General features: G+C 63.0%; 20 protein-coding genes and 2 pseudogenes. 11 read left to right on the top strand and 11 right to left on the bottom strand.

Going from position 1 to position 22,196, the window contains the following annotated elements:
* Window positions 1–186: 186 nt before the first annotated feature.
* The 3 genes from X744_RS164155 (at window position 187) to X744_RS164165 (ending at window position 2,709) form a co-directional block, all read left to right on the top strand.
* The gene (locus X744_RS164155; RefSeq protein ID WP_023757677.1) at window positions 187–1,482 is read left to right on the top strand and encodes a DUF445 domain-containing protein; all 1,296 of its coding nucleotides are present in this window, start codon (window positions 187–189) and stop codon (window positions 1,480–1,482) included.
* A gap of 113 nt (window positions 1,483–1,595) precedes the next feature.
* Entirely contained in the window at window positions 1,596–2,018 is a 423-nt protein-coding gene (locus tag X744_RS164160) for a phasin family protein (protein WP_023757676.1), read from the top strand.
* A 193-nt stretch (window positions 2,019–2,211) separates the two neighbouring features.
* Window positions 2,212–2,709: a MaoC family dehydratase gene (locus X744_RS164165; protein ID WP_023757675.1), complete on the top strand. Its 498-nt coding sequence runs from the start codon at window positions 2,212–2,214 to the stop codon at window positions 2,707–2,709.
* A 17-nt stretch (window positions 2,710–2,726) separates the two neighbouring features.
* Here the strand turns inward: X744_RS164165 and X744_RS164170 are convergent, their stop codons facing one another.
* A complete protein-coding gene (locus tag X744_RS164170) occupies window positions 2,727–4,196 on the bottom strand; it encodes an MFS transporter (protein WP_023757674.1) in 1,470 nt (489 codons plus the stop codon).
* Between the two features lie 130 nt (window positions 4,197–4,326).
* Here X744_RS164170 and X744_RS164175 point away from each other — a divergent pair, with 130 nt between their 5' ends.
* Window positions 4,327–5,217, top strand: a complete 891-nt coding sequence (locus tag X744_RS164175; protein WP_023757673.1) for a LysR family transcriptional regulator — start codon at window positions 4,327–4,329, stop codon at window positions 5,215–5,217.
* An 8-nt stretch (window positions 5,218–5,225) separates the two neighbouring features.
* On the opposite strand, the pseudogene X744_RS01000000169280 reads toward X744_RS164175, so the two are convergent.
* Window positions 5,226–6,625, bottom strand: a pseudogene (locus tag X744_RS01000000169280) (PLP-dependent aminotransferase family protein).
* Between the two features lie 105 nt (window positions 6,626–6,730).
* Between X744_RS01000000169280 and X744_RS01000000169275 the strand changes: the two are divergent.
* Window positions 6,731–7,595 (top strand): annotated as a pseudogene (locus X744_RS01000000169275) (DMT family transporter).
* 24 nt (window positions 7,596–7,619) lie between these two features.
* On the opposite strand, the gene X744_RS164180 reads toward X744_RS01000000169275, so the two are convergent.
* From X744_RS164180 to X744_RS164190, 3 genes are all read right to left on the bottom strand, one after another.
* Entirely contained in the window at window positions 7,620–8,660 is a 1,041-nt protein-coding gene (locus tag X744_RS164180) for a zinc-dependent alcohol dehydrogenase family protein (RefSeq protein ID WP_023757672.1), read from the bottom strand.
* A 118-nt stretch (window positions 8,661–8,778) separates the two neighbouring features.
* The gene (maiA, locus tag X744_RS164185; protein ID WP_023757671.1) at window positions 8,779–9,429 is read right to left on the bottom strand and encodes a maleylacetoacetate isomerase; all 651 of its coding nucleotides are present in this window, start codon (window positions 9,427–9,429) and stop codon (window positions 8,779–8,781) included.
* Window positions 9,430–9,433: 4 nt separating this feature from the next.
* Window positions 9,434–10,129 (bottom strand): fumarylacetoacetate hydrolase family protein, encoded by a 696-nt coding sequence (locus tag X744_RS164190; protein WP_023757670.1) that lies wholly within the window; start codon window positions 10,127–10,129, stop codon window positions 9,434–9,436.
* A 175-nt stretch (window positions 10,130–10,304) separates the two neighbouring features.
* Between X744_RS164190 and X744_RS164195 the strand changes: the two genes are divergently transcribed.
* Window positions 10,305–10,988: a response regulator transcription factor gene (locus X744_RS164195; protein ID WP_023757669.1), complete on the top strand. Its 684-nt coding sequence runs from the start codon at window positions 10,305–10,307 to the stop codon at window positions 10,986–10,988.
* 29 nt (window positions 10,989–11,017) lie between these two features.
* On the opposite strand, the gene X744_RS164200 is transcribed toward X744_RS164195, so the two are convergent.
* From X744_RS164200 to X744_RS164210, 3 genes are all read right to left on the bottom strand, one after another.
* Window positions 11,018–11,524 carry a GNAT family N-acetyltransferase gene (locus X744_RS164200; RefSeq protein WP_198032177.1) on the bottom strand — a complete coding sequence of 169 codons (507 nt, stop codon included), beginning with the start codon at window positions 11,522–11,524 and terminating at the stop codon, window positions 11,018–11,020.
* A gap of 122 nt (window positions 11,525–11,646) precedes the next feature.
* Window positions 11,647–12,987 (bottom strand): hybrid sensor histidine kinase/response regulator, encoded by a 1,341-nt coding sequence (locus X744_RS164205; RefSeq protein WP_023757667.1) that lies wholly within the window; start codon window positions 12,985–12,987, stop codon window positions 11,647–11,649.
* 14 nt (window positions 12,988–13,001) lie between these two features.
* A complete protein-coding gene (locus tag X744_RS164210; protein WP_023757666.1) occupies window positions 13,002–14,252 on the bottom strand; it encodes an FIST signal transduction protein in 1,251 nt (416 codons plus the stop codon).
* Window positions 14,253–14,451: 199 nt separating this feature from the next.
* Between X744_RS164210 and X744_RS164215 the strand changes: the two genes are divergently transcribed.
* The 4 genes from X744_RS164215 to X744_RS164230 all read left to right on the top strand — a co-directional run bounded on the left by X744_RS164215 (window position 14,452) and on the right by X744_RS164230 (window position 19,594).
* Window positions 14,452–14,952, top strand: coding sequence for a (2Fe-2S)-binding protein (locus tag X744_RS164215; protein ID WP_023757665.1), 501 nt, complete (start codon window positions 14,452–14,454; stop codon window positions 14,950–14,952).
* Between the two features lie 104 nt (window positions 14,953–15,056).
* The gene (locus X744_RS164220) at window positions 15,057–17,405 is read left to right on the top strand and encodes a xanthine dehydrogenase family protein molybdopterin-binding subunit (RefSeq protein ID WP_023757664.1); all 2,349 of its coding nucleotides are present in this window, start codon (window positions 15,057–15,059) and stop codon (window positions 17,403–17,405) included.
* A gap of 114 nt (window positions 17,406–17,519) precedes the next feature.
* Window positions 17,520–18,317, top strand: a complete 798-nt coding sequence (locus X744_RS164225; protein WP_023757663.1) for a xanthine dehydrogenase family protein subunit M — start codon at window positions 17,520–17,522, stop codon at window positions 18,315–18,317.
* A gap of 254 nt (window positions 18,318–18,571) precedes the next feature.
* The gene (locus X744_RS164230) at window positions 18,572–19,594 is read left to right on the top strand and encodes an acyltransferase (protein ID WP_023757662.1); all 1,023 of its coding nucleotides are present in this window, start codon (window positions 18,572–18,574) and stop codon (window positions 19,592–19,594) included.
* 43 nt (window positions 19,595–19,637) lie between these two features.
* On the opposite strand, the gene X744_RS164235 is transcribed toward X744_RS164230, so the two are convergent.
* Both X744_RS164235 and X744_RS164240 read right to left on the bottom strand, forming a co-directional pair.
* Window positions 19,638–20,135 (bottom strand): GNAT family N-acetyltransferase, encoded by a 498-nt coding sequence (locus X744_RS164235; RefSeq protein ID WP_031259644.1) that lies wholly within the window; start codon window positions 20,133–20,135, stop codon window positions 19,638–19,640.
* The gene (locus X744_RS164240) at window positions 20,132–20,890 is read right to left on the bottom strand and encodes a copper homeostasis protein CutC (RefSeq protein ID WP_023757660.1); all 759 of its coding nucleotides are present in this window, start codon (window positions 20,888–20,890) and stop codon (window positions 20,132–20,134) included. The genes X744_RS164235 and X744_RS164240 overlap by 4 nt, the downstream gene beginning before the upstream one ends.
* Before the next feature lie 269 nt (window positions 20,891–21,159).
* On the opposite strand from X744_RS164240, the gene X744_RS164245 reads away from it, so the two are divergent.
* Window positions 21,160–21,615, top strand: a complete 456-nt coding sequence (locus X744_RS164245) for a carboxymuconolactone decarboxylase family protein (RefSeq protein ID WP_023757659.1) — start codon at window positions 21,160–21,162, stop codon at window positions 21,613–21,615.
* A gap of 78 nt (window positions 21,616–21,693) precedes the next feature.
* Here X744_RS164245 and X744_RS164250 read toward each other — a convergent pair whose 3' ends face one another.
* Complete coding sequence (locus X744_RS164250; protein WP_023757658.1) at window positions 21,694–22,125, bottom strand: cupin domain-containing protein; 432 nt, start codon at window positions 22,123–22,125, stop codon at window positions 21,694–21,696.
* Window positions 22,126–22,196: the final 71 nt, after the last annotated feature.

Genomic DNA, 22,196 nt, shown 5'->3' with positions numbered 1-22,196 from the left:
AGCAATAGGTTGAATCGAATATGGCCCATACCTTGGAATAATTCCAGACTAGCGCGGCATAATAGGTGAATATTCGCGTCAACTTATGTGCAAGGCCGGGGAAAACCGTGACCGCGCAGGATAGGGCGGGCATTCGGACAAGCGAGATACTAGATTAGCTCGCAACGGACGAGGAGTAGCTCGACCATGGCACAATCGGCCCAGGCCATGACCCCTTTGCGAATCGGTAGCGACGCGGACGCCAAGCTTTCGGCGCTGCGACGCACGAAATTCGCGGCAACAGCCGCACTGGCGCTGTGCGTTCTCGTCTTCGCCATGGCCAAGTCGTTAGAGCATAGCTATCCGTGGCTCGGCTTCGTCGCTGCCTTTGCCGAGGCCGCGACCATCGGCGGGCTGGCCGACTGGTACGCGGTGGTGGCGCTGTTCAGGCGGCCGCTGGGGCTGCCGATCCCACACACCGCCATCATCCCCGAGAACCAGACCCGCATCGCCGACAATCTCGGCCGCTTCATCGAGGTCAACTTCCTGGCGCCCGAGCCGGTGCGCGAAAAGCTTGCCGAGGTCGATTTCTCGGCGCTGGTCGCCGACTGGCTGGCCGATACCGAGCGCGCCGCCGACCTGTCGCGCTTCGTCGTGCGGCTGGTGCCGCAGACGCTGGCCGCCGTCGAGCAATCCGGCCTGCGCGGCTTCGTCACCAGCCGCATGCTCGAGCAGATCGAGAAGGTGCCGCTGGCGCCGCTGGCAGCCGAGCTGTTGTCCGCGCTAACCGATGATCGCCGTCATCAGAAACTGTTCGACGAGTTCACCAAGGTGATCGGCCGGTTTCTCAACGACGAACAGGCGCTGGCGACGATGCGCGAGAAAATCCGCGAGGAATTGCCGTCGCTGTTCAACCTGTTTCGCGCCGACGCCTATCTCCTGAAGAAGATCGTCGCCTCGGCCGGCTCGCTGCTCGACGAGGTGAGGGCCGATCCGGATCACCCGATGCGCGCCGAATTCGACCATTTCGCTCTGGGCTTCGTCGAAAGGCTGAGGACATCGAAGCAATATGCCAAACGCGCAGAGAAGCTGAAGCGCGATTTCCTGGCACGGCCGGAGGTCAAGGCATTGGCCGGCGACATGTGGGCAAGCCTCGGCCAGTTCATCGAGCAGGACGCCAAGGCGCCGAATTCGGTTATCCGCGCGCATCTTGCCAACATGTTCGTCGAGGTCGGGCGGCATCTTGCAAGCGATGCGCAGATCAGGGCCGACATGAACACGGGGTTCGTGGTGGCGCTCGCGTCGTTCGTGGAGAGCCAGAAAAGCGGCGTGTCGACATTTATCGCCGACCAGGTCAAGCGCTGGGATCTTGCGCAGCTGACGCGATTGATCGAGATGAACATCGGCAGGGACCTGCAATACATCCGCTTCAACGGCATGATCATCGGCGGGCTCGCGGGTGTCGTGCTCTATCTGGCAGAGCGGCTGTTCCTCGTGAATTGATTGCGCGCCAGGCTGGCGTTGATTTCCATCGGGTTCGAAATGGACACACGGCACGCGAGTGCTATTCTCCCGCTGAGGGTGCCCGCATCCGCGGCAAAGGGGAGAAAACCAGCATGGCAAAACAACCGGAATCCGATTCCTTCATGGACATGTTCGGCAGATTCGGCCGCGACCTGAAGGTGCCCGATGTCGAGGCGATCCTGGCCCATCATCGCAAGAACCTCGAAGCGCTGGAGAAATCGGCGCGGGCCGGTGCCGCCGGCGCGTCCTCGCTGTTGTCCAGGCAGCGCGAGATGTTGCAGGACACGCTGCGCGAAGTCACCGATATGGCACAAAGCTACAGGGCGCCTGGCAATCCGCAGGAATTGATGGCCAAACAAACGGAATTTGCCAGAAAGTCCTTCGAGGCGGCATTGAAGAATGCCGGCGAAGTCGCTGAACTGGTCAAGAAATCCGGTACCGAATCGGTCGATATTCTGCGCACGCGCATCAAGGAGGCGATGGAGGAAATTCGCGCCGGCTACGAGAAGAAGTAGCAGCTGTGGCCCAGGCCGGCTCATTGCTGCCGGCCGCTCTGAAGGCCGGGAAATCCCGATTTGACCAGCCCCTTGCGCAGGGAGCCATGGCGCGATTGTGGCCTGGTTCGGCGGAACGGATTCGCGCAGGGCGAATTGACAGAGGCCGTCAGTTCGTGGTCCGGAGGCTTGGCAAGCGATCGGGAAACCAGGAATGACCGAAATACGGCCTAAAACGCCGCCGACCTACGAGCAGTTGAGGATGATGGCCGGGCAGGAGCTTGGCGTGTCGGAATGGACGACGGTCGACCAAAACCGGATCGACCAGTTCGCCGAATGCACCGGCGACCATCAATGGATCCATGTCGATCCTGAACGGGCGCGGCGGCAAAGCCCCTTCCGCACGACGATCGCGCATGGCTACCTGACATTGTCGATCATCGGCGCGCTGGCGCTCGGCATGGGCATCGTGCCGGAGAATACCCAGGCCGCCTTCAACTATGGCTTCGACAGGGTGCGTTTCCTAGCGCCGGTCAAGGTCGGCGCACGCATCAGGCTGCGCATCACGCTGCTGTCCATGGAGGACAAAGGCCCCGGCCAGTATCTGATGAAGGCGGCCAATACGGTCGAGATCGAAGGCGAGGAAAAGCCCGCTCTGACGGCTGAAACGCTGGTCATGCTCTATGAGCGCCGCAAGCGGGCAGGGGCCTGAGCGCCGGTTCGCGCAGATCAGAGGTTTTGCGACACTTCCACCAGTCTCTGCCGCCTGAACTCGGCGCGGACCGAGAGCAATGCGAGGACCAGCGCGACCAGCGCCAGCACCGTTGCCGTCTGAAAGGTGACCTGCATTCCCCGTGCGGCGGCATCGGAACTCAGAGGACCAATACCTTCGTGTCCTCTAGCCGACGCGACGGCGAATATGGCGCCCATCAACGATGCGCCGGTGATGAGCCCAAGATTGCGTGAAAGATTGAGCAGGCCGGAGACGACGCCGCGCTCGCCGGCACCGACACCGGTCATGACGGCTGCATTGTTGGATGTCTGGAACAGCGCGTAGCCGACGCAGGTGACGGTGATCGGAACGACATAGCCGACAATGCCGAGTTTGGTCATGGCGAGTGACAGCAGGAAGGTGCCCGTGGCAAGGCTCAGCAGGCCGGCGACCATCATCCTGTGAGCGCCGAAGCGGTCGGTCAGGCGTCCGGCCACCAGCGCCGACAGGGTCGAGACGAGCGGGCCGGTCGACAGCACGAGGCCGACCATTGCGGCATCCAGCCCGAGCCCGCGCGACAGGTAGAACGGGGCCACCACCAAGGTCGCCATCATCACCGTGGCGACGACCAGGCTCATAGCGAGACTGGCGCTCAGCTGGAAGTTTCGGAAGCTGGCAAGCTGGATCAAGGGTTTTTTCACTTTCGTCTGCACCCTGGCGAACAGAACAACGCCAATGCCGGCAATGACCAGCAGGCTGATGTTGAGCGCCCCGAAATTGCCTCTGCCAAGCGTTAAGGCCAGCGCATAGGCGGCCAATGTCAAGGCCAGCAGGACCGTGCCCATCACATCGAACGTGCCTCGGTCGACCTGCGCGGTTTTATTGCGCGCCGGCAAGGCACGCCAGGCGAGAGCGAAGGTGAGCACACCTAGCGGGACATTGACGAGGAAGATCGCCCTCCAGCTGAAGCCGGCGATCAAGAGGCCGCCGAGCGAAGGGCCAAGCGTCGTCCCGATCGCGGACATGGCACCGAGCAGGCCCATGGCACTGCCGGTCCGTTCCTTGCTCACCGTTTCCGCGACAAAAGCCAGCGTCAGCGCCATTATCAACGCCGCGCCAAGCCCTTGCACGGCGCGCGCGGCGATCAGCAGCCCGAGTGTCGGCGCCAGGCCACAGAGCCCCGATGCCGATGTGAACAGCGCGATGCCGCCAAGCAGCAACGACCGGCGCCCGAACATGTCGGCCAGCCGTCCGGCGCTGACGATCAGTGTGGTGATGGCGAGGAGATAGGCCAGAACAACCCATTGCACGGACTGGAATGATGCGCCGAAGTTCTGCATCAGCGATGGCAGCCCGACGCTGGCAATGCTGGTTCCCAGCGACGACAGCAGCGTGGCGAGCGACAGGCTTGCCAGCGCCCAGCGGGCGGATTGCATCTGCTGCAGCGCCGAAGCGCGCCCGTCCCGATTTTGCTCAGCGATTGCCACGGCGATCTCCCTTCCATCAGCTCCAGAACCAGAGTCAGCGGAGATCTAGTCCCTTGATCGATATGGCGGAAGACGCAGCATTTGCATCTTATTCGTGCATCAAACGCCATATGATGTGCTATGATCCGGCATGGCATCGCCCGATCTCAATTTGCTGTTTGCTCTCGATATCCTGCTGTCCGAAGGCAGCGTGGCGCGCGCCGCCGGACGCCTGCGGGTTAGTCCTTCGGCGATGAGCCGCACCCTGGCTCGGCTGCGCGAGGCAACAGGCGATCCGCTGCTGGTTCGCGCCGGACGTGGCCTGGTGGCGACGCCGCGCGCGGAAGAACTGCGACGGCAGGTCGGCCGTGTCGTCCAGGATGCGGAGGCGCTGCTGCGGCCTGCCACCCTGCTTGATCTCCGTAGCCTGGACAGGGTCTTCACGCTGCGCACCAATGAAAGTTTCGTCGAAGAATTCGCGCCTCGTGTCGTCGCCCGTATCCAGGCCGATGCGCCCGGCGTGCGGCTGCGCTTTGCACCGAAATCCGACAAGGACGTCATGTCGTTGCGCGACGCGGCGATCGATCTGGACATAGGCGTCGCTGGCGAGACCGGACCGGAGGTGCGCATTCAGGCATTGCTTCGCGACCGCTTCATCGGCGCCGTGCGAACGGGTCATCCCTTGAGTGAGGGCGCGGTGACGCCCGAGCGCTATGCGGCGGGCCGGCACATCAGCGTTTCACGGCGTGGCCGCGAGAAAGGGCCGATCGACGAGGCTTTGAGCCTGCTCGGGCTGCAGCGGACGGTCGTGTGCATGGTTTCCGGTTTCTCGGCAGCACTTGCCATGGCCCGAACATCCGGCCTGATTGCCAGCGTTCCGGAGCGGCATACGGAGGGCGCACGCGCCGGCATGCATAGTTTTCCCCTGCCGGTCGCCACAGCGGGGGTCACTATCTCCATGCTGTGGCACCCGCGGCTCGATGCCGATCCGGCGCAACGCTGGCTACGCGACTGTGTGCGAGAGGTTTGCGCGGCGCGGTAACAAGCAAATCAACGCGCTATCGCCGCCTCGAGCACCCTGAAAATCCGCTCGTCCGCGCATTGGGCAACGTTGAAGCGCAGGAAGCGGCTGGCAGTTCCGGACAGGCTGAATGCGTTGCCGGGCGCTAGCACGATGTTGTCGGCCAAGGCGCGGCGGGCCACTTCAGCCGCATCCACCCCATCCGGCAGGCTGCACCACAGGAACGGGCCGGCCGGCTGATCGATCCAGGGCGCGATGCCGATCGATTTCAGGCGGGCGCTCGTCTCGCCCATGGCGCGCGCAAGCCTCGCGCGCAGCAACTCCATATGCTTGCGGTAGCTGCCGTCCTTCAGCAGCGTCAGCACCAGTTCGGCCGCAAGCCGCCCGCCGCCGAAGGTCGTAGCGATCTTGAGGTCGGTCAGGCCCTCGATCCAGTCGCGGGGTGCCGCGATGAAGCCGCAGCGAACCGACGCTGAAAGTGTCTTGGAGAAGCTGCCGATGTGGACGACGCGGTTCAGGCCATCGAACGCTGCCAGCCTGGGGGCAGGGGCATGTTCGAAATCGGCGAAGATGTCGTCCTCGACGATGGTCAGATCCGATTGGTCGGCGAGCTTGAGAAGGCGGTGCGCGGTGACCGGCGACAGGACCGCACCGGTCGGGTTGTGGATGGCGGAGTTGGTGATGTAGAGGCGCGGGTGGTGCTCGGCCAGCGCCTGCGCGAACAGGTCGATATCCGGTCCCGACGGCGTATAGGGGACGCTGACGACCTTGGCCCGGTGAGCGCGCAGCAGGGCGTGGAAGTTGAAATAGCAGGGGTCGTCCATCAGCACGGTGTCGCCGGGTTCGATCAGGAACCGGCACAGGAGATCGATGGCCTGCGTGCCCGATTCCGTCAGTATGATCTGGTCGGGCGAGGCTTCGATTCCATACCCGGCCATGCGCCGCGCCAGCAATTGCCGCAGCGGCGGCAGACCGAGTGGCGTGCCGTAGTCGGCCAGCGAAATATCGGCCGCACGCGCCACCGTGCGCAATGCCCGGCGCAATCCGGCCTGCGGCATCCAGGAGGCCGGCAGCCAGCCGCAGCCGGGCTTCAGCATGTCGTCGCCGGCTTCCAGCGACTGGCGCGAGATCCAGAGCGGATCGACGGCGCGGTCGAGGCGGGGACCGATCTCGGCCAGCGACAGTGGCGCCAGCGAGCCGGCGGCATAGAAGCCCGAGCCCGGCCGGGACCGGATCCCGCCTTCGGCGGCGAGCCGCTCATAGGCTTCGACCACGGTGGATTTGGACACTTGCATGGATTTGGCGAAGGCGCGGATCGACGGCAATCTCGCTCCCGGCGTCAGGCTGCTGCCGCGATCCGCTGACGGATCGTCGTCATGACGCCTTCGACCAGCGTTCCGCTGCTTTCGCCTGTGGTCTGTCTGTCCATCCGTACTGCTCAATTGCCCATGACAGTTTTGTATAACTGTACCGCATTGTCTCTGGCAATGCCACGGGCTCCGCTCGATACAGAGCCGACAAAACGGAGCATATGATGGACAAGATCGCGAGCGGCTGGGTGAACGGGTTCATTGGCGTGTTGATCTTCAGCGGCTCGCTCCCGGCAACGCGCGTGGCGGTGAAAGATTTCGATCCGACATTCCTGACGTCGGCCCGGGCGGCGATTGCCGGAATGCTCGGCCTGGCGCTGCTGCTCCTGTTCCGGCAGAAACGCCCGGAGCGTGGCGATCTGCTGTCGCTGGTGATCGTTGCACTTGGCGTGGTCGTCGGTTTTCCCTTGCTGACCGCCCTGGCGCTGAAGCACGTCACCACGGCCCATTCCATCATCTTCGTCGGCCTGCTGCCGCTGGCGACCGCGATCTTCGGCGTACTGCGCGGTGGTGACCGTCCGCGCCCGGCGTTTTGGCTGTTTTCGTGCGTTGGAAGTGCGCTGGTCGCAGGCTTTGCCCTGACGCAAGGCGTGACGGCTTCGCCGATCGGTGATGGCCTGATGCTCGCCGCCATCGTCGCCTGCGGCCTGGGCTATGCCGAGGGGGGCAGCGCTGTCGCGCAAGCTCGGCGGTTGGCAAGTGATCTGTTGGGCGCTGGTGCTGTCGCTGCCGATCATGTTGGTGCTGACTTTCGCGACGCTGCCGCCGTCCTTTGCCGGCGTCGGATCCAACGCCTGGATCGGACTGGGCTACGTCTCGCTGTTCAGCATGCTGATCGGCTTCGTCTTCTGGTATCGCGGCCTGGCGCAAGGCGGCATCGCCGCCGTTGGGCAGTTGCAGTTGCTGCAGCCCTTCTTCGGCCTCGCCCTGGCGGCGACGCTGCTGCACGAGCAGGTCAGCCCGCTGATGGTCGTCGTCACGCTCGGCGTGGTGTTGTGCGTGTTCGGCGCGAAGAAGTTTGCAAGGTAGGGCCGACTCGGGCGACCGGGCCGGCTAAAACTTCGTCACCACGCCGATGCCGATGCCCTCGAAGCCGCCCATCGCCATCAGGGCCGCGGGTGCTTCGTCGAGGCTGATCTTCTTGCCGACGAGCAGTTCGGGCCTGAGCTTGCCGTTGCGGATCATGTCCATCATCGCCTGGTAGCGGTAGGCCTGCATGCCGTGGCTGCCGAGGATTTCGAGTTCGAAGGCGATCACCTTGTCCATCGGCACCTGCGGCCGCGCATGCTCGCCCAGCATCAGGCCGACCTGCACATGGCGGCCGCGCCGGCGCAGATTGGCGATCGAATTGAACGAGGTGGTGGGGTGGCCGAGCGCGTCCATCGACATGTGCGCGCCGCCATTGGTGATCTGCTTGACCGCCTTGACGACATTCGACGTCGTGGACGCATTGATGGTGGCGACGGCGCCGATCTTTTTGGCGAAATCCAGCTTCTCGTCGGTGAGGTCGATGGCGATCACATTTGCGCCCATGGCACTGGCAATCATGATCGCCGACAGGCCGACGCCGCCGCAGCCATGCACCGCCACCCATTCGCCGGGCGTGACCCGGCCCTGATCGACAATGGCGCGAAACGAGGTGACGAAGCGGCAGCCGAGGCTGGCGGCGGTGGCGAATTCCATCTCGTCGGGCAGGCGCACCAGATTGGTATCGGCGTGTTCGATGGCGACATATTCGGCGAATGAGCCCCAGCCGGTGAAGCCAGGTTGCGTCTGGTGCTCGCAGACCTGGTGATTGCCCGAATTGCACTCGAAGCAGCGGCCGCAGCCGACGGCGAACGGCACGGTGACGCGTTCGCCTGCTTTCCAGCGGGTGACCTGCTTGCCGGCCGCGACCACGATGCCGGCCAGTTCGTGCCCCGGCACATGCGGCAGCGTAATGCCGTCGTCATGCCCCATCCAACCATGCCAGTCGCTGCGGCAAAGCCCTGTCGCCTCGACCTTGATGACGACGCCATCGGCAGCCGGCTTCGGATCGGGAACAGTCTGGATCGTCGGCGCTTCGCCGAATTTCTCGAAGACGACGGCTCTCATAGGTCACACTCCCACCCTGCTGCGTTGCAGGAAAACGATAGCCGATTCCCAGTTGGGTCAAGCGGAAATCGATTCCGCCAGAACCGGGCGCCGACGTTACGCGTCGGCCGATGAAGCCCTATTCAGCATCGATCTGGTTCTGGGGCGCCGCCTTCTGGAAAGCCGGCAGCGCCATGCACGCGGCGTTGATGCGAGCGATCGTCGGATAGGGGCTCAGGTCGACGCCGAAGCGGGCGTTGCTGGTGACTTGCGCGGCCAGGCAGATGTCAGCCAGCCCCGGCGTCTCGCCATGGCAGAATGTTCCGGTCTCGGGCGACGAAGCCAGGATCTTCTCAAGCGGTTGAAAGCCTTCGTTCACCCAATGGCGGAACCAGTTGGTGATGTCCTGGTCGCCGGCGCCGAACAGGGTGCGCAGCGAGGTCAGCACGCGCAGATTGTTCACCGGGTGGATGTCGCAGGCGATCATCTGCGCCAGCATTCTCACGCGTGCCCGACCAGCCCGATCGCTTGGCAGCAGCGGTGGTTCCGGGCTGGTCTCGTCGAGGAATTCGATGATCGCCAGCGATTGCGTCAGCAGTGTGCCGTCGCCGAGGACCAGCGCCGGCACCAGCCCTTGCGGATTGACTGCGAGATAGGCCGGTTCCAGATGCTCGCCATGGCGCAGATGATGCGGCACGTAGTCATAACTCAGCCCTTTCATCTCCAGCGCGATCCGCACCCGGTAGGAGGTGGAGGAGCGATAGTAGTTGTGCAGGACGAGGTCGCTCATGCGATCACTTCGGTTGGCCGATGGTTATTTCGATCGTGCCGATGCCGTCGACGCCGCCAGTCATCGTGTCGCCGGCACGAACCGCGCCGACGCCGGCCGGCGTGCCGGTGAAGATCAGGTCGCCGGGCTGCAACTCCATCGCCTCGCTGCAGATCGACACGATATCCGATATCGGCCAGATCAGCTCGGCGAGGTCGGCATCCTGCCTGACCTGGCCGTTGACGGCGAGCCAGATGCGGCCCTTTTGCGGGTGTCCGGATCTCGCCGCGGGGACCAGTGGACCGCAAGGCGCGGAGCGGTCGAACGCCTTCGCCCAGTCCCACGGACGGGCGGCCTTCTTGGCCTCGTCCTGCAGATCGCGGCGGGTGAGGTCGATGCCGACGCCATAGCCCCAGACATGATCCAGCGCCTTGTCACGGGCAATGCGGAAGCCGGCTTTGCCGATCGCGGCAACCAGCTCGATCTCGTGGTGCAGATTGGCCGTCAGCGGCGGGTAGTGAATCGTCGAACCGGAATCGACCACCGCGTCGGCTGGCTTGGTGAAGAAGAAGGGCGGGTCGCGCTCGTCATTGCCGAGCTCGCGGGCATGCGCCGCGTAGTTGCGGCCGACGCAGAAGATGCGGCGCACCGCGAAACGCTCAGGCGAGCCCGCAACGGCCACCGATGCGATTGCGGGCGAGGGAAGGACGAAGTCTGTCATGTAGGTCTCTGCCTGATTACCGCAACATTCGACCGATTTGGGCGGCCGGGCAAGGCGATTTGGTCGAGGAAGTGCCGGCGGCGCTTTCCGCCGGAGATGGCGATATACTATTTGGCAATAATCTGGCCATGCTGGCGAGGTTATTCTAATCGCCCACGAACTGAAATGAACCCCTATGACCGCAATCCACGATCGCGCCCGGTTCCTGATCATCGACGACCATCCGCTGTTTCGCGAGGCGCTGCACAGCGCGGTGCAGATGGCCTATCCGGAAGTCGACACGGTGGAAGCGCGCTCGATCACCGAGGCGCTCGATCTGCTGGCCGGCGCCAAGCCGTTCGACCTTGCGCTTCTCGATCTCAGCATGCCTGACGTGCACGGCTTTGACGGGCTGCTGCAGCTCAGGACCCGCTATCCGCGCCTGCCGGTGGTGATCGTTTCCGGCCATGAGGAGCCGAAGATCATTTCTGAGGCGCTGTCCTATGGTGCCGCCGGCTTCATTCCGAAATCGGCGCGCAAGAGCGACCTGGCCGCCGCCATACGCTCGGTGATGGAAGGCGCGATCTATGTGCCGGAAACCTATGAAGGCCGCACGCCCGACGCCGAAAGCGTCGACCGCGCCGACATGGTGCAGCGCCTGTCGACGCTGACGCCGCAACAGCTGCGGGTGCTGCAGATGCTACGCCAGGGCCTGCTCAACAAGCAGATCGCCTATGAGCTGCAGGTGGGAGAGACCACGGTGAAGGCGCATGTGTCGGAAATCCTGCGCAAGCTCAATGTCTACAGCCGCACGCAGGCGGTGATCGAGGTGTCGAAGCTCGACAATGCGGAGCTGTTTCGGGACCAGGCTGGGTTTTGAGGGCCAACGGCGGGCGTGCGCGTCGTGGCTTATGACAATGAAAGTCTCATCAGCGGGTGGGCCGCATCGCGGTGTGCTATGGCTTGGAACCCTGCGCTCTCGAAGGTCGACACGTACCCGCTACCCGTTGCGCTCGGCGACTTGCTGCCATCGAGCGGCATCGCCTCGATCGCCTCGGCGCCATGTCGTCTTGCGTGAGCGATGCTCGCCTTGATCAGTACTCGAGTTATCCCGCGTCGACGATGGCCCTTGCGGACGTAGAAGCAGGAGATGAACCATGTCTTTTCCCGACGGTCTTCGGCGCCGGTCCACCTTGTCTTGAGGTAAGGCACTGCTTCGACGGGCGTGATTTGGCACCATCCCACGGTCACTTCTCCGTCGAAGGCCAAAAGGCCCTGGGGCACATCGCCAGATAACGCCGATTGCTGAAATGCACGCCGATTTTCATCGGGTAGCCGCTGGCGGTAAGCCGGGCCAATCTTTCCGTACATGCACCAGCAACGACCGACCGGTCCGCTCACCGAAAACAGATCCACGAACGCCGGCCAATTCTGTCGAGCAAGCGGTTCGACTCTAAAGCTCATTGCCCACAAACGCCGACAGTCGCCATCGGGTTTCGGTTGCCAGGCAAATGCGCACTTGTCACCGTAGTTCCGCCCTAAGCCAGCAAATGCGCCAGCAGTGCCCTTAACTGCGCCGGCTTCAGTGGCTTGCGCATAAGTTCGATGCCACCCGCACGCGCCGCCTTGGCGACCGCTTCGGAACTGTCGGCGGTGACGATCAGCGCCGGAACGGCGCGACCGAGATAGTCGCGAACTTCGGCGATGGTCGCGGTGCCGAGATCGCCGCCGTCGAGATGCTGGTCGGCAATGACGATGTCGGGCACCCAGTCGGTGTCGCCGAGCATGTCGAGGGCATCGTCGGTCGAGGTCGCGGCCCGCACCAGGCATTGCCAGCGCTCGAGCAGGAAGATCATGGCCTGCAGCACTTCGACATCGTTCTCGACCAGCAGCACCTTGGTGCCGAACAGCCCATAGCCGCGGGGCCGTTCCATGTCGGCAAGGCTGGCGATCGCGGCGGCCGGGGCGCCGAAGCCGACGGGAACATCGATGTGGAAGATGGTGCCGCGCCCGACCTTCGATGAAAATGTCACGGGATGGCCGAGCGCGCTGGACATGCGGCGCACGATGGCAAGTCCGAGGCCGAGACCGCCACCGTCCAGTTCGGCATTGGCGGACGAGGTGCCGCGATGGAATTCCTCGAACACCGCCTCGCGCTGGTCGTCGGGGATGCCGCAGCCGGTGTCGGCGACGTCGATGCGGATGGTGTCGCCGCGATGCCTGGTGCCGACCAGCACGCCGCCCGAGCGGGTATAGCCCAGCGCGTTGGAAAGGATGTTCTGCAGGATGCGGCGCAGCAGCGTGCGGTCGGAGCGGACCACGGCATTGACCGGCCGGAACTTCAGCGACAGTCCTTTCAGTTCCGCCACCGGCTGGAAATCCGAACGCAGCGACGAGAACAGCGCCTCCAGGCTGACGTCGCTTATGTCGGGCTGCACCACGCCGGCATCGAGCTTGGAGATGTCGAGCAGCGTGCGCAGCAGGTCCTCCATCGTCTCCAGCGAGCGCTCGACCTGCCGCACCAGCTTCTTGCCCTCGTCACTGGTCTGCACTTCGGCGAGCGCCGAAACGGAGAGGTGGGCCGCGTTCAACGGCTGCAGCACGTCGTGGCTGGCGGCGGCGAGAAACCTTGTCTTGGACAGGTTTGCCAGTTCGGCGTTTTCCTTGGCGGCGCTGAGGTCGATGTTCGATTGCTCCAGCCGGCGCAAGGTCGAGTGCAGTTCCTCGGTTCGCGTGCGCACCCGGTTTTCCAGCGAAATCGCTGTCTGGAACAGCGAGAAGGCGTTGCCTTGCTGGTCCATCGACCGTTCGACGCGGCTGACCAGTGCCGCGTTGATCTTCTTCAGCTTTTCAAGATCGTTTATGTCCCTCAGCGGCATCGTATTCCGCCGCCTTATTCCGCCGCCTGGCGCTCGCCGAAGGCGATGCCGGTAAAAGTCTGGTTCAGATGCATCGACCGGTACTGTTCGCCATAGGTGCCGAAGCCGATGACATTGTTGACCCGGTAGAGTTCCGAGATGTCGCGAAACACTTGCCGGTTGCGCGCATCCAGCCGGCGCAGCACGCAGTCGAAGCCGAGGATCATGTCGATGCCGCCAAGCCTCTCCTCGACATCGCGCAGTGCCGCCCGCGTCGCTTCGATCATGTCCTTGGGCTGGGCGATCGACAGCACGACGCCATCGTCGATGGCGCAGAAGAATGACAGCGAGCCGTCGGGATGCATCTTCTGGATCGAACGGCAGTAATATTCACCGCCGACCTTCACCACCACCGGATGCGAAGCAAAGCTCAGCGGCGTCAGCATCTGCGCGACGATGCCGACGGAAGCGGCATATTCCTCCGCGGCATTGGTGGCATTGAACTCGCGCACGATGCGGTGATCGGGATCTGACGACGTCACCACCAGCTTTTCGTCTGTTGGAACGAAATTGTCGGTCTTGAAGACATGGAAAGGAATTTCGGTTGCTACCAGTACGATGATGGCGCTGTCGGAGGTGACCTTGCCGTTCGAGATCAGGCGCGTCGTCTCGAATTTCAGATCGTCACCGGCCGAGCCGCCAAGCAGCGGTATGTCGTCTAGGCCCCAATGGATGGCCGAACTCACCGCTTCCTCGGCATAGGAAAGTCCGTCGATGAAGCAGAGCGCGAACGTTCCCTGGGTGCGATCGCAACCCAGGCGCGCGCGCAGCGACCGCCGCAAGGCCTCGACCTCACTGGTGATGATGTCCATGCCCGACGACGACAAATTGTCGACCATCACGCTGACGGCGGTGAACACGGCGGACGGAAGCAGCATGGCGAGCACGTGGCCATCCTCGAGGCCTTGCGGCGTGATCTCGCCGGCGGTCGAGCAGCCAGCGTGATGGAGGGCCGGTGCGTGGGTCATGAGCGCCTGGGCAAGCGCGCTGGCCTCGACCAGGCTCTGGGAAAAGAACAGCAGCGCAAAGCCGGCGTCGATCACGGCTGCCTCCAGCGCGATCGCCCTGGCGAACGCCTCCATGTCGGGCTCGTCCGTGGTGAGCGCCGACAGGCCGCATGCATAGCGCGTCCGTGAATTGGCCAGCGATGTTCTCCGCGTTTCCTCCGACGCGTTTTTGTGCGCGCCCTGTTTTTTGTGTGCTTTGGCGCCCGCGTCGACAAACATTGTTGCCTTCAATCTGTGTTTTGGCAATGGGCAGGCCGGGATTGCAGGGTGGGGCGTGGCCATGACCGAAAGTATAATGTGCCGCGTTTGCGACGTGCTGTTTTTTGTCCGTTGTGCGGTGTACGAATAATGCATGGGGTTGACGCGCCAACACCGCGTCGGCAGCGTGATGACCAAGGTTGATACCCAGGGAGGGACCATGTCGGATGTTTCGTTGATGGTGAACGGAAAACGGGTCAGCGGTGCTGCCGAAGACCGAACGCTTCTGGTTCACTTCCTGCGGGAAAATCTCGGCCTTACCGGAACGCATGTCGGTTGCGACACCTCGCAATGCGGTGCCTGCGTCGTTCATGTCGACGGCAAGGCAGTCAAATCCTGTACGATGCTTGCCGCGCAGGCCTCCGGCTCGACCGTCGTGACGATCGAAGGCCTGGCCAACGGCGCCGACCTGCATCCGGTGCAGGCCGCCTTCAAGGAACATCATGGGCTGCAATGCGGCTTCTGCACGCCAGGCATGATCATGACGGCGACCGATATGATCAACCGCCATCCCGAAGGCCTCGACGAGGCGACTGTGCGGGCCGAGCTCGAAGGCAACATCTGCCGCTGCACCGGCTACCACAACATCGTCAAGGCGATCCTCGCTGCATCGAAGACGATGTCCAAGGCGTCCAAGGGCAAGGCGAAACAGGCTGCCTAGGGTGAATAGTGAATGGTGAATGGTGAGTAGAGTGGCCGCGGGCTCCTCCTCCATTTCGACCATTCATCAATTCACCATTCACTATTCACCGGGAGGAATTTCTGATGGGCATTGAAGGTGTTGGCGCTCGGGTCGCGCGCAAGGAAGATAAACGGTTCATCACCGGCGCCGGCCGCTACGTCGACGACATGGTGGTTCCAGGCATGAAGCATGCCGCCTTCGTGCGCAGCCCGCACGCGCATGCGCAGATCAAGAAGATCGACGTCAAGAAGGCTCAAGACATGCCGGGCGTCATCGGCGTGCTGACCGGCAAGGAACTCAAGGCCGACGGTATCGGCAACATCATCTGCGGCTGGATGATCCACTCCAAGGACGGCTCGCCGATGAAGATGGGGGCGTGGTCGCCGCTGGCCTTCGACCGCGTCCGTTATGTCGGCGATGCGGTCGTGATCGTCGTCGCCGAGACCAAGGGGCAGGCGCGTGATGCCGCCGAGGCGGTCGAGATCACCTACAAGGAGCTGAAGGCCGTCGTCGATGCCTCCAGGGCAATGGACAAGGGTGCGCCGCAGATCCACCCGGAAGCCGACAACAATCTGATCTTCGACTGGGATATCGGCAATGCCGACGATACGGCCGCGGCCTTCGAGAAGGCTGCTCACGTCGTGAAGATGGACATCATCAACAACCGGCTGGTTCCCAACGCCATGGAGCCGCGCGCGGCGCTTGGCCACTATGACAAGGCGGAGGATCATTACACCTGCTGGACGACCTCGCAGAACCCGCATGTGGCGCGGCTGGTGATGAGCGCCTTCTACAACGTCGCGCCGGAAAACAAGCTGCGCGTGATCGCGCCAGATGTCGGCGGCGGCTTTGGCTCGAAAATCTACATCTATCCCGAAGAGATCGTCTGCCTATGGGCATCTAAGAAGACCGGCGTGCCGGTCAAATGGGTGGCCGACCGCACCGAGAGTTTCCTCACCGATGCGCATGGCCGTGACCATCACACCCATGCCGAAATGGCGTTCGACAAGGATCACAAGATTCTCGGCCTCAAGGTCGAAACCAAGGCTAATCTCGGCGCTTATATGTCACTGTTTTCGTCGGCGACGCCGACTTACCTCTACGCGACGCTGCTGTCGGGCCAGTACAACATCCCGGCGATCCACGCCAATGTGAAGGCGATCTACACCAACACCGCACCCGTCGATGCCTATCGCGGGGCAGGGCGGCCGGAAGCGACCTTCGTCATGGAACGCATGATGGAGACGGCCGCGCGACAGTTCGGCGTTTCACCCGCCGAGTTGCGCCGCAAGAACTTCGTCACCTCGTTCCCGCACCAGACGCCGGTCATCATGTGCTATGACGCCGGCGACTATGCGGCTTCGCTCGATGCGGCAATGAAGGCGTCGGACTATGCCGGCTTTGCCAAGCGCAAGGCCGCCGCCGCCAAGAAGGGGCTGCTGCGCGGCATCGGCATGAGTTGCTACATCGAGGCCTGCGGCATCGCGCCGTCCGCTGCGGTCGGTTCGCTCGGCGCCGGTGTCGGCCTGTGGGAATCGGCAGAGGTGCGCGTCAATGCCGTCGGCACGATCGAGGTGCTGACCGGCTCGCACAGCCACGGCCAGGGCCATGAGACGACTTTCGCGCAACTGGTCAACGAGCGCTTCGGCGTGCCGCTTGATTCCGTCTCGATCGTCCATGGCGATACCGACAAGGTGCAGATGGGCATGGGCACCTATGGCTCGCGCTCGGGCGCGGTCGGCATGTCGGCGATCGTCAAGGCGCTCGACAAGGTCGAAGCCAAGGCCAAAAAGATCGCGGCACATCTGCTCGAGGCCGATGAGAGCGATATCGTCATCGAGAACGGCGCGCTGAAGGTCGCCGGCACCGACAAGCACGTGCCGTGGTTCCAGATGGCGCTCGCCGCCTACACCGCCCATAATCTGCCGGGCGGGATGGAACCGGGACTGAAGGAGACGGCGTTCTACGATCCGTCGAATTTCACCTTCCCTGCCGGCTGCTACATCTGCGAGGTCGAGGTCGACCCGGAAACCGGCATGACCGAGATCGTCCAGTTCGTCGCCGCCGACGATTTCGGCAACATCATCAACCCGATGATCGTCGAGGGTCAGGTGCATGGCGGGCTTGCGCAAGGCATCGGCCAGGCGCTGCTGGAAGGCGCCCACTATGACAATAGCGGTCAGCTTTTGACCGCGAGCTACATGGACTACACCATGCCTCGCGCCGGCGACCTGCCGTCGTTCAAGGTCTCGACCTCGAACACGCCATGCCCGGGCAATCCGCTCGGTATCAAAGGCTGCGGCGAAGCCGGCGCCATCGGCTCGCCGCCGGCGGTGATCAATGCCATCACCGACGCCATCGGCAGCAACGATCTCGCCATGCCGGCAACGCCGTCCACCGTGTGGGCAGCGATCCGCGCGACGAAACATTGAATGCGAATAGCGAATAGGGAGTAGCGAATCGGGAAGAGAAGGCGGTGCGACGGGACAAATCCTATTCGCTAATCGTTCCTCCCTATTCGCTCTTTCACCCAGGGAGAAATACAAATGTACTCAGTCAATTATCACCGTGCCGCCTCGGTCGCCGATGCCGCCAAGCTGGTCAAGACGGGCGACGCCAAGCTGCTTTCGGGCGGCATGACATTGATCCCGGCAATGAAGACCCGGCTCGCCGCACCGTCCGACCTTGTCGACCTGTCGCGGATCAAGGAGCTGCAGGGTGTTACAGTGTCGGGCAAGACGGTCACCATCGGTGCTGCCACCACGCATCACGCTGTCGCCAACGACGAGAAGCTGAAGAAGGCCTGTCCGGCGCTTGCCCATATGGCATCGCTGATCGGCGATCCGGCGGTGCGCCACAAGGGGACGATCGGCGGCTCGGTCGCCAACAACGATCCGGCGGCCGATTATCCGGCGGCGCTGTTGGCGTTGGGCGCCACCATCGTCACCAACAAGCGCCAGATCGCGGCCGACAAGTTCTTCAAGGGCCTGTTCGAGACGTCGTTGAAGGATGGCGAAATCATCACCGCTGTCACGTTCACCGCGCCGGCCAAGGCGGCCTATGAAAAATTCCGCAATCCGGCATCGCGCTACGCCATCGTTGGCGTGTTCGTGGCCAAGGGCAAGGATGGCGTCAGCGTTGCCGTTACCGGTGCAGGTGATGACGGGGTCTTCCGCTCGAAGGAGATCGAGGCCGCACTCGCCAAGAATTTCGCGGTCGCGGCGCTCGATGGCGTGAAGGTTTCGGCGAAGAATTTGATGACCGACATCCATGCCTCGGCCGACTATCGCGCCAATCTGATCGCGGTGATGGCCAAGCGCGCGGTGGCTGCCGCCAACGCCTGATACGATCAGCTGCGAACAACGAAAGGGGCCTCATTGGCCCCTTTTGTGTGTTGCAACTGTCGTTGTCCAGTTCGCGCACCAACCCTTTGCTTGAGACAATTGCGGTCGACCCTTCGGCCGGTACTGATCCGCAGCAATCTCGCACTTGCACAAGTTTATCTTGCACTGCAATATGGACTGGGGCGGGAATGCGAGCCGGGTCGGCGCGGTTCACCGCCGTGCCCTTTCGCATGCCTAAATGCGAAAGGATCGGCATGACCGACATCTCCTCGACGCATGTCGTTCCGTCTCGATCCGCCGCCGACAGACCGGCCCGAACAAGACTGGCCTATCTCGACGGCTGGCGTGGTCTTTCAATCGGGCTGGTCCTGATCGGCCATTTTTTCCCTGTCCCCGGAATCAATCTCGGCGTACTGGGCGTCGAATTCTTCTTCGTGCTCAGCGGCCGGCTGATGGGCGAGATCCTGTTCATCGAACGTTATCCGCTGAAGAAATTCTTCAAGCGCCGGTTCTCCCGCATCTACCCGGCTCTCCTGGTTTTTGTGATCGTCGCGATGATTGCGCTCGTCAGCACGTTCATCTCCTTCAAGTGGAAGGCGGCGCTGACGGCACTGACATTCACGTATAATTATGCCGGCATTCTGGTGACGCGGGCAGGGGCGCTCGACCATATCTGGTCGCTTTGCATCGAGGAGCATGCCTATGTCATCCTGGCGCTGATCAGCGTGATCGTCTCAACGCGCTCCCGCGTCGTCGTACTGCTCCTGGCGCTGGCCTCGCTTGCCATGGCCAACGGCGCGGTTTCGTACTGGGTCCTCGGGATGGATTACGAAACCACTTATTGGCGCACCGACGTGCACATCGCGTCGATCCTGCTGTCGGCTTCGATCTGCCTGCTCAAGGCCGATGGCAGGCTGCCGTCGATCATGACAGGCAAGCATGTGGCGCTCGCTGCATCGATCTGTGCCGTTCTGCTGTTCCTCGATCCGGTGCCGACGCCGATCCATTATCTCCTCGCCGTCCCGCTGCTGGCTCTGGCCGTCAATGTGCTCGATTTCAGCCCGCGCTATTTTTCCGGATTGCTGTCCTCCTGGCCGATGGCGACGCTGGGCCTGTGGTCGTACTCGCTGTATCTGTGGCAGCAGCCGTTCTACAAATTCGTCTACGAGCAAGGCAGTGCGCCGGTCCTGATGCTCGCCGGCGTCTTTGCCTGCGCGCTCTGCAGCTACTACGTCATCGAGCGCCCCGCTCGTGAATGGCTCAACCGCAATTGGTGAGGCAATCGAGCCGTTCAGGCGTTTTGCGGTGCGCTCGGCCTGTCTATGCCTGCAGCGACCTGACGTAATAGCGCACCGCTTTCTTGCCGCCATAGATCACGGCGTCGCCGGCTTCGGCAAAGCCGAGGGCGGCGTGAAAGGCATCCGAGGCGGGGTTCGGCGGGTCGATGTTGACTTCGCAGGTGACCAGCGTGTGGCCGGCGCGCTCAACATGGCCGAACAGGTCCTGATAGAGCCGGCGGGCATGACCGCGGCCACGCGCTTGCGCCGCGACGACGACGCGGTCGACATAGATGAAGCGCTCGTAGCGTTCGCGGAACCATAAGAAATTCGGACTGTCGTAACGGGCGTCCTGATCAAAAGTCATGATGAACGCTTCGAGATCGCCGATGCGGCGCGCGTAAAATGCTTCCCCAAGCAGGAAGGAGAGCCGTTCGGGCTCGAGCCAAGACAGTTCTGCGGCATGCTCGTTGTTGAGCGCCAGGATCTGCGCTTCGTCTTCGGCGGATACGCGGGTCATCGGGGCAGGGATTGTGATCATGCCTTGGCTGCCTTGATGGTGGCTGCCACCAGGTCGGTGTCGGTCAGTGTGTTGCGATACTCGCGGTCGAGGTCGGAGCCGCCCATGCCGACCTGGGGGTTGCGATAATCCATGGCGCTCGGCACCTCCCTGAGGGCGGCGAAATGCATTTCGGACAGACCGGTTTTTCTGCGCACTTCGGCAATGTTGCCGAGATCGAGCCCGCCGCAGCCGAGGATGACGATGCGATCGCCGGCCTGCCGCACCAGATCCGCCAACAGCGGCAAGCCTTCGATGGCGGTGTCACGCTGGCCGCTGGTCAGCACGCGGCCGACCTTGCTGCGGATCAGCGCTTCGAGCGCCTCGGCCGGGTCACGCGTCATGTCGAAAGCGCGGTGGCACGTGACGTTCAAGGCCCCGGCAGCCTGCGTCAGTTCGCTCATGCGCGCCTCGTCAATGGTGCCGTCGCCGTTCAGGCAGCCGAACACCACGCCGGGTACGCCGAGGTCGCGCAGCGCCGAGACATCGGCGAGCATCGATGCGTACTCGTTCTCACTGTAGAGAAAATCCCCGCCGCGCGGCCGCACCATGACGTGGAATGGCACGGTCGCCTGGTCGAGGGCGGCGCGCACGGTGCCGAGGCTCGGCGTGATGCCGCCTTCAATGAGGCTGGCGCACAGTTCGACCCGGTCGGCGCCGGCAGCCTGTGCTGCCAGAAGGCCGTCGATACCTTCGACACAGATTTCGATCAGCGGCAGGCGAGTTTCTCTGGTCAAGGGCTATCCAATCCATGATGTCGCCGCCAGCCCTAGCATTGGGCCGGTTGGTGTGAAAGCGCGAACAGCGCCGCCATTTGGGCCAGCGGACATTTCCTGCTTGACTCTCATAACTGTTGAGTTATGGGTAAACCCATAGCCATGTGGTTATTGGTTTCCTGTGGCAGCGCGGCGTTGCGGCCGACAATCCTTTCAAATTCACAACCTCGGATGCCTTGCATCCGGGTCGGCAAAACACGTCCCGACGAACACCTCAAAGGAGAAAGACCATGCAAGCAAGAATCAAGAACCCGGTGATGCTCATTCCCGGTTCCGTGCAGGCGCTGCTGGCGCTGGACAAGTCGACCGAGTCAGCCGAATTGCCCTATGTCACCCGCAAGCTCATCCATCTGCGCGCCAGCCAGATCAACAACTGCGCCGTCTGCGTCGACATGCATGCCCGCGAACTGAAGAAGGCCGGTGAAAAGGACGAGCGCATCTTTGCACTCGCGGCATGGCGGGAGACACCCTACTTCACCGAGGCGGAGCGCGCGGCGCTGGCGCTTACCGAGGCCGGCACACGGCTCGCCGACCGGTCGGACGCGGTACCGGACGATGTCTGGGACGAGGCCGCCCGGCATTATGATGAAAAGGCGCTGGCCGCGTTGGTCATCCAGATTGCGCTCATCAACGCCTTCAACCGGCTGAACGCCACCACGAGGCAGATGGTCGGTAGTTGGGGCTAGCCTTGCACGGGGGTGGGGCGGTGCACTGTGACGCGCGGCACACCTCCTGACATCTGGGCGCGGATATCGCCTTGGCCGCTACTGGCGCAGTTCCGTATTCTTGGCGCCTTCCTCGACCTGATCGATGACCAGTAGCTTGACCGGGCCATCGCCGATATTGGTGGCCTGATGCCACTGACCGATCATTTCGATAATGAAATCGCCTGATTTGTAGGTGTTGCTGTTGCCGGTCTCGACATTGGTGACCTTCAGCGTTCCGGCCTGGACATAGGCGTAGCGCGGGAAGGGATGTCTGTGAACCGGTAAAGTCGCGCCTGGCGCGATGTCATAGGTCGACACCAGCACCTGCACGTTCTTCTGCGGCAGCATGATCGGCTGACCGGACGCGGTCGTCGTGCGCGATGCCAGTGGCGTCACCACGACGGGCGCTCCGCTGCTGTCCAGCGCCCGAGCCGGATTTACGGAAAAAACCGCCGCGAGCAGCAGCCCCGACACCAGAATTTTTCGCATGATTCGTTCCAACCCTGGCGACAGCATCGCGCGGCGGCCACTGGCATGCAAGGTTGCGCTGGGCGCCGGGT

The sequence above is a fragment of the Mesorhizobium sp. LNHC252B00 genome (assembly GCF_000502955.1).
Lineage (GTDB): Bacteria > Pseudomonadota > Alphaproteobacteria > Rhizobiales > Rhizobiaceae > Mesorhizobium.
The sequence above is the reverse complement of the archived record's forward strand: the minus strand, read 5'-3'. Positions and strand labels throughout refer to the sequence as shown.

Bases quoted from the DNA above. Each gene is read 5' to 3' on its own strand.
- X744_RS164175 (WP_023757673.1), top strand. From the start codon at position 4,327: ATGGCATCGCCCGATCTCAATTTGCTGTTTGCTCTCGATATCCTGCTG.
- X744_RS164205 (WP_023757667.1), bottom strand. From the start codon at position 12,987: ATGCCGCTGAGGGACATAAACGATCTTGAAAAGCTGAAGAAGATCAAC.
- X744_RS164165 (WP_023757675.1), top strand. From the start codon at position 2,212: ATGACCGAAATACGGCCTAAAACGCCGCCGACCTACGAGCAGTTGAGG.
- X744_RS164235 (WP_031259644.1), bottom strand. From the start codon at position 20,135: ATGATCACAATCCCTGCCCCGATGACCCGCGTATCCGCCGAAGACGAA.
- X744_RS164215 (WP_023757665.1), top strand. From the start codon at position 14,452: ATGTCGGATGTTTCGTTGATGGTGAACGGAAAACGGGTCAGCGGTGCT.
- X744_RS164250 (WP_023757658.1), bottom strand. From the start codon at position 22,125: ATGCGAAAAATTCTGGTGTCGGGGCTGCTGCTCGCGGCGGTTTTTTCC.
- X744_RS164190 (WP_023757670.1), bottom strand. From the start codon at position 10,129: ATGACAGACTTCGTCCTTCCCTCGCCCGCAATCGCATCGGTGGCCGTT.
- X744_RS164245 (WP_023757659.1), top strand. From the start codon at position 21,160: ATGCAAGCAAGAATCAAGAACCCGGTGATGCTCATTCCCGGTTCCGTG.
- X744_RS164180 (WP_023757672.1), bottom strand. From the start codon at position 8,660: ATGAGAGCCGTCGTCTTCGAGAAATTCGGCGAAGCGCCGACGATCCAG.
- X744_RS164210 (WP_023757666.1), bottom strand. From the start codon at position 14,252: ATGTTTGTCGACGCGGGCGCCAAAGCACACAAAAAACAGGGCGCGCAC.
- maiA (WP_023757671.1), bottom strand. From the start codon at position 9,429: ATGAGCGACCTCGTCCTGCACAACTACTATCGCTCCTCCACCTCCTAC.
- X744_RS164230 (WP_023757662.1), top strand. From the start codon at position 18,572: ATGACCGACATCTCCTCGACGCATGTCGTTCCGTCTCGATCCGCCGCC.
- X744_RS164220 (WP_023757664.1), top strand. From the start codon at position 15,057: ATGGGCATTGAAGGTGTTGGCGCTCGGGTCGCGCGCAAGGAAGATAAA.
- X744_RS164225 (WP_023757663.1), top strand. From the start codon at position 17,520: ATGTACTCAGTCAATTATCACCGTGCCGCCTCGGTCGCCGATGCCGCC.
- X744_RS164160 (WP_023757676.1), top strand. From the start codon at position 1,596: ATGGCAAAACAACCGGAATCCGATTCCTTCATGGACATGTTCGGCAGA.
- X744_RS164195 (WP_023757669.1), top strand. From the start codon at position 10,305: ATGACCGCAATCCACGATCGCGCCCGGTTCCTGATCATCGACGACCAT.
- X744_RS164155 (WP_023757677.1), top strand. From the start codon at position 187: ATGGCACAATCGGCCCAGGCCATGACCCCTTTGCGAATCGGTAGCGAC.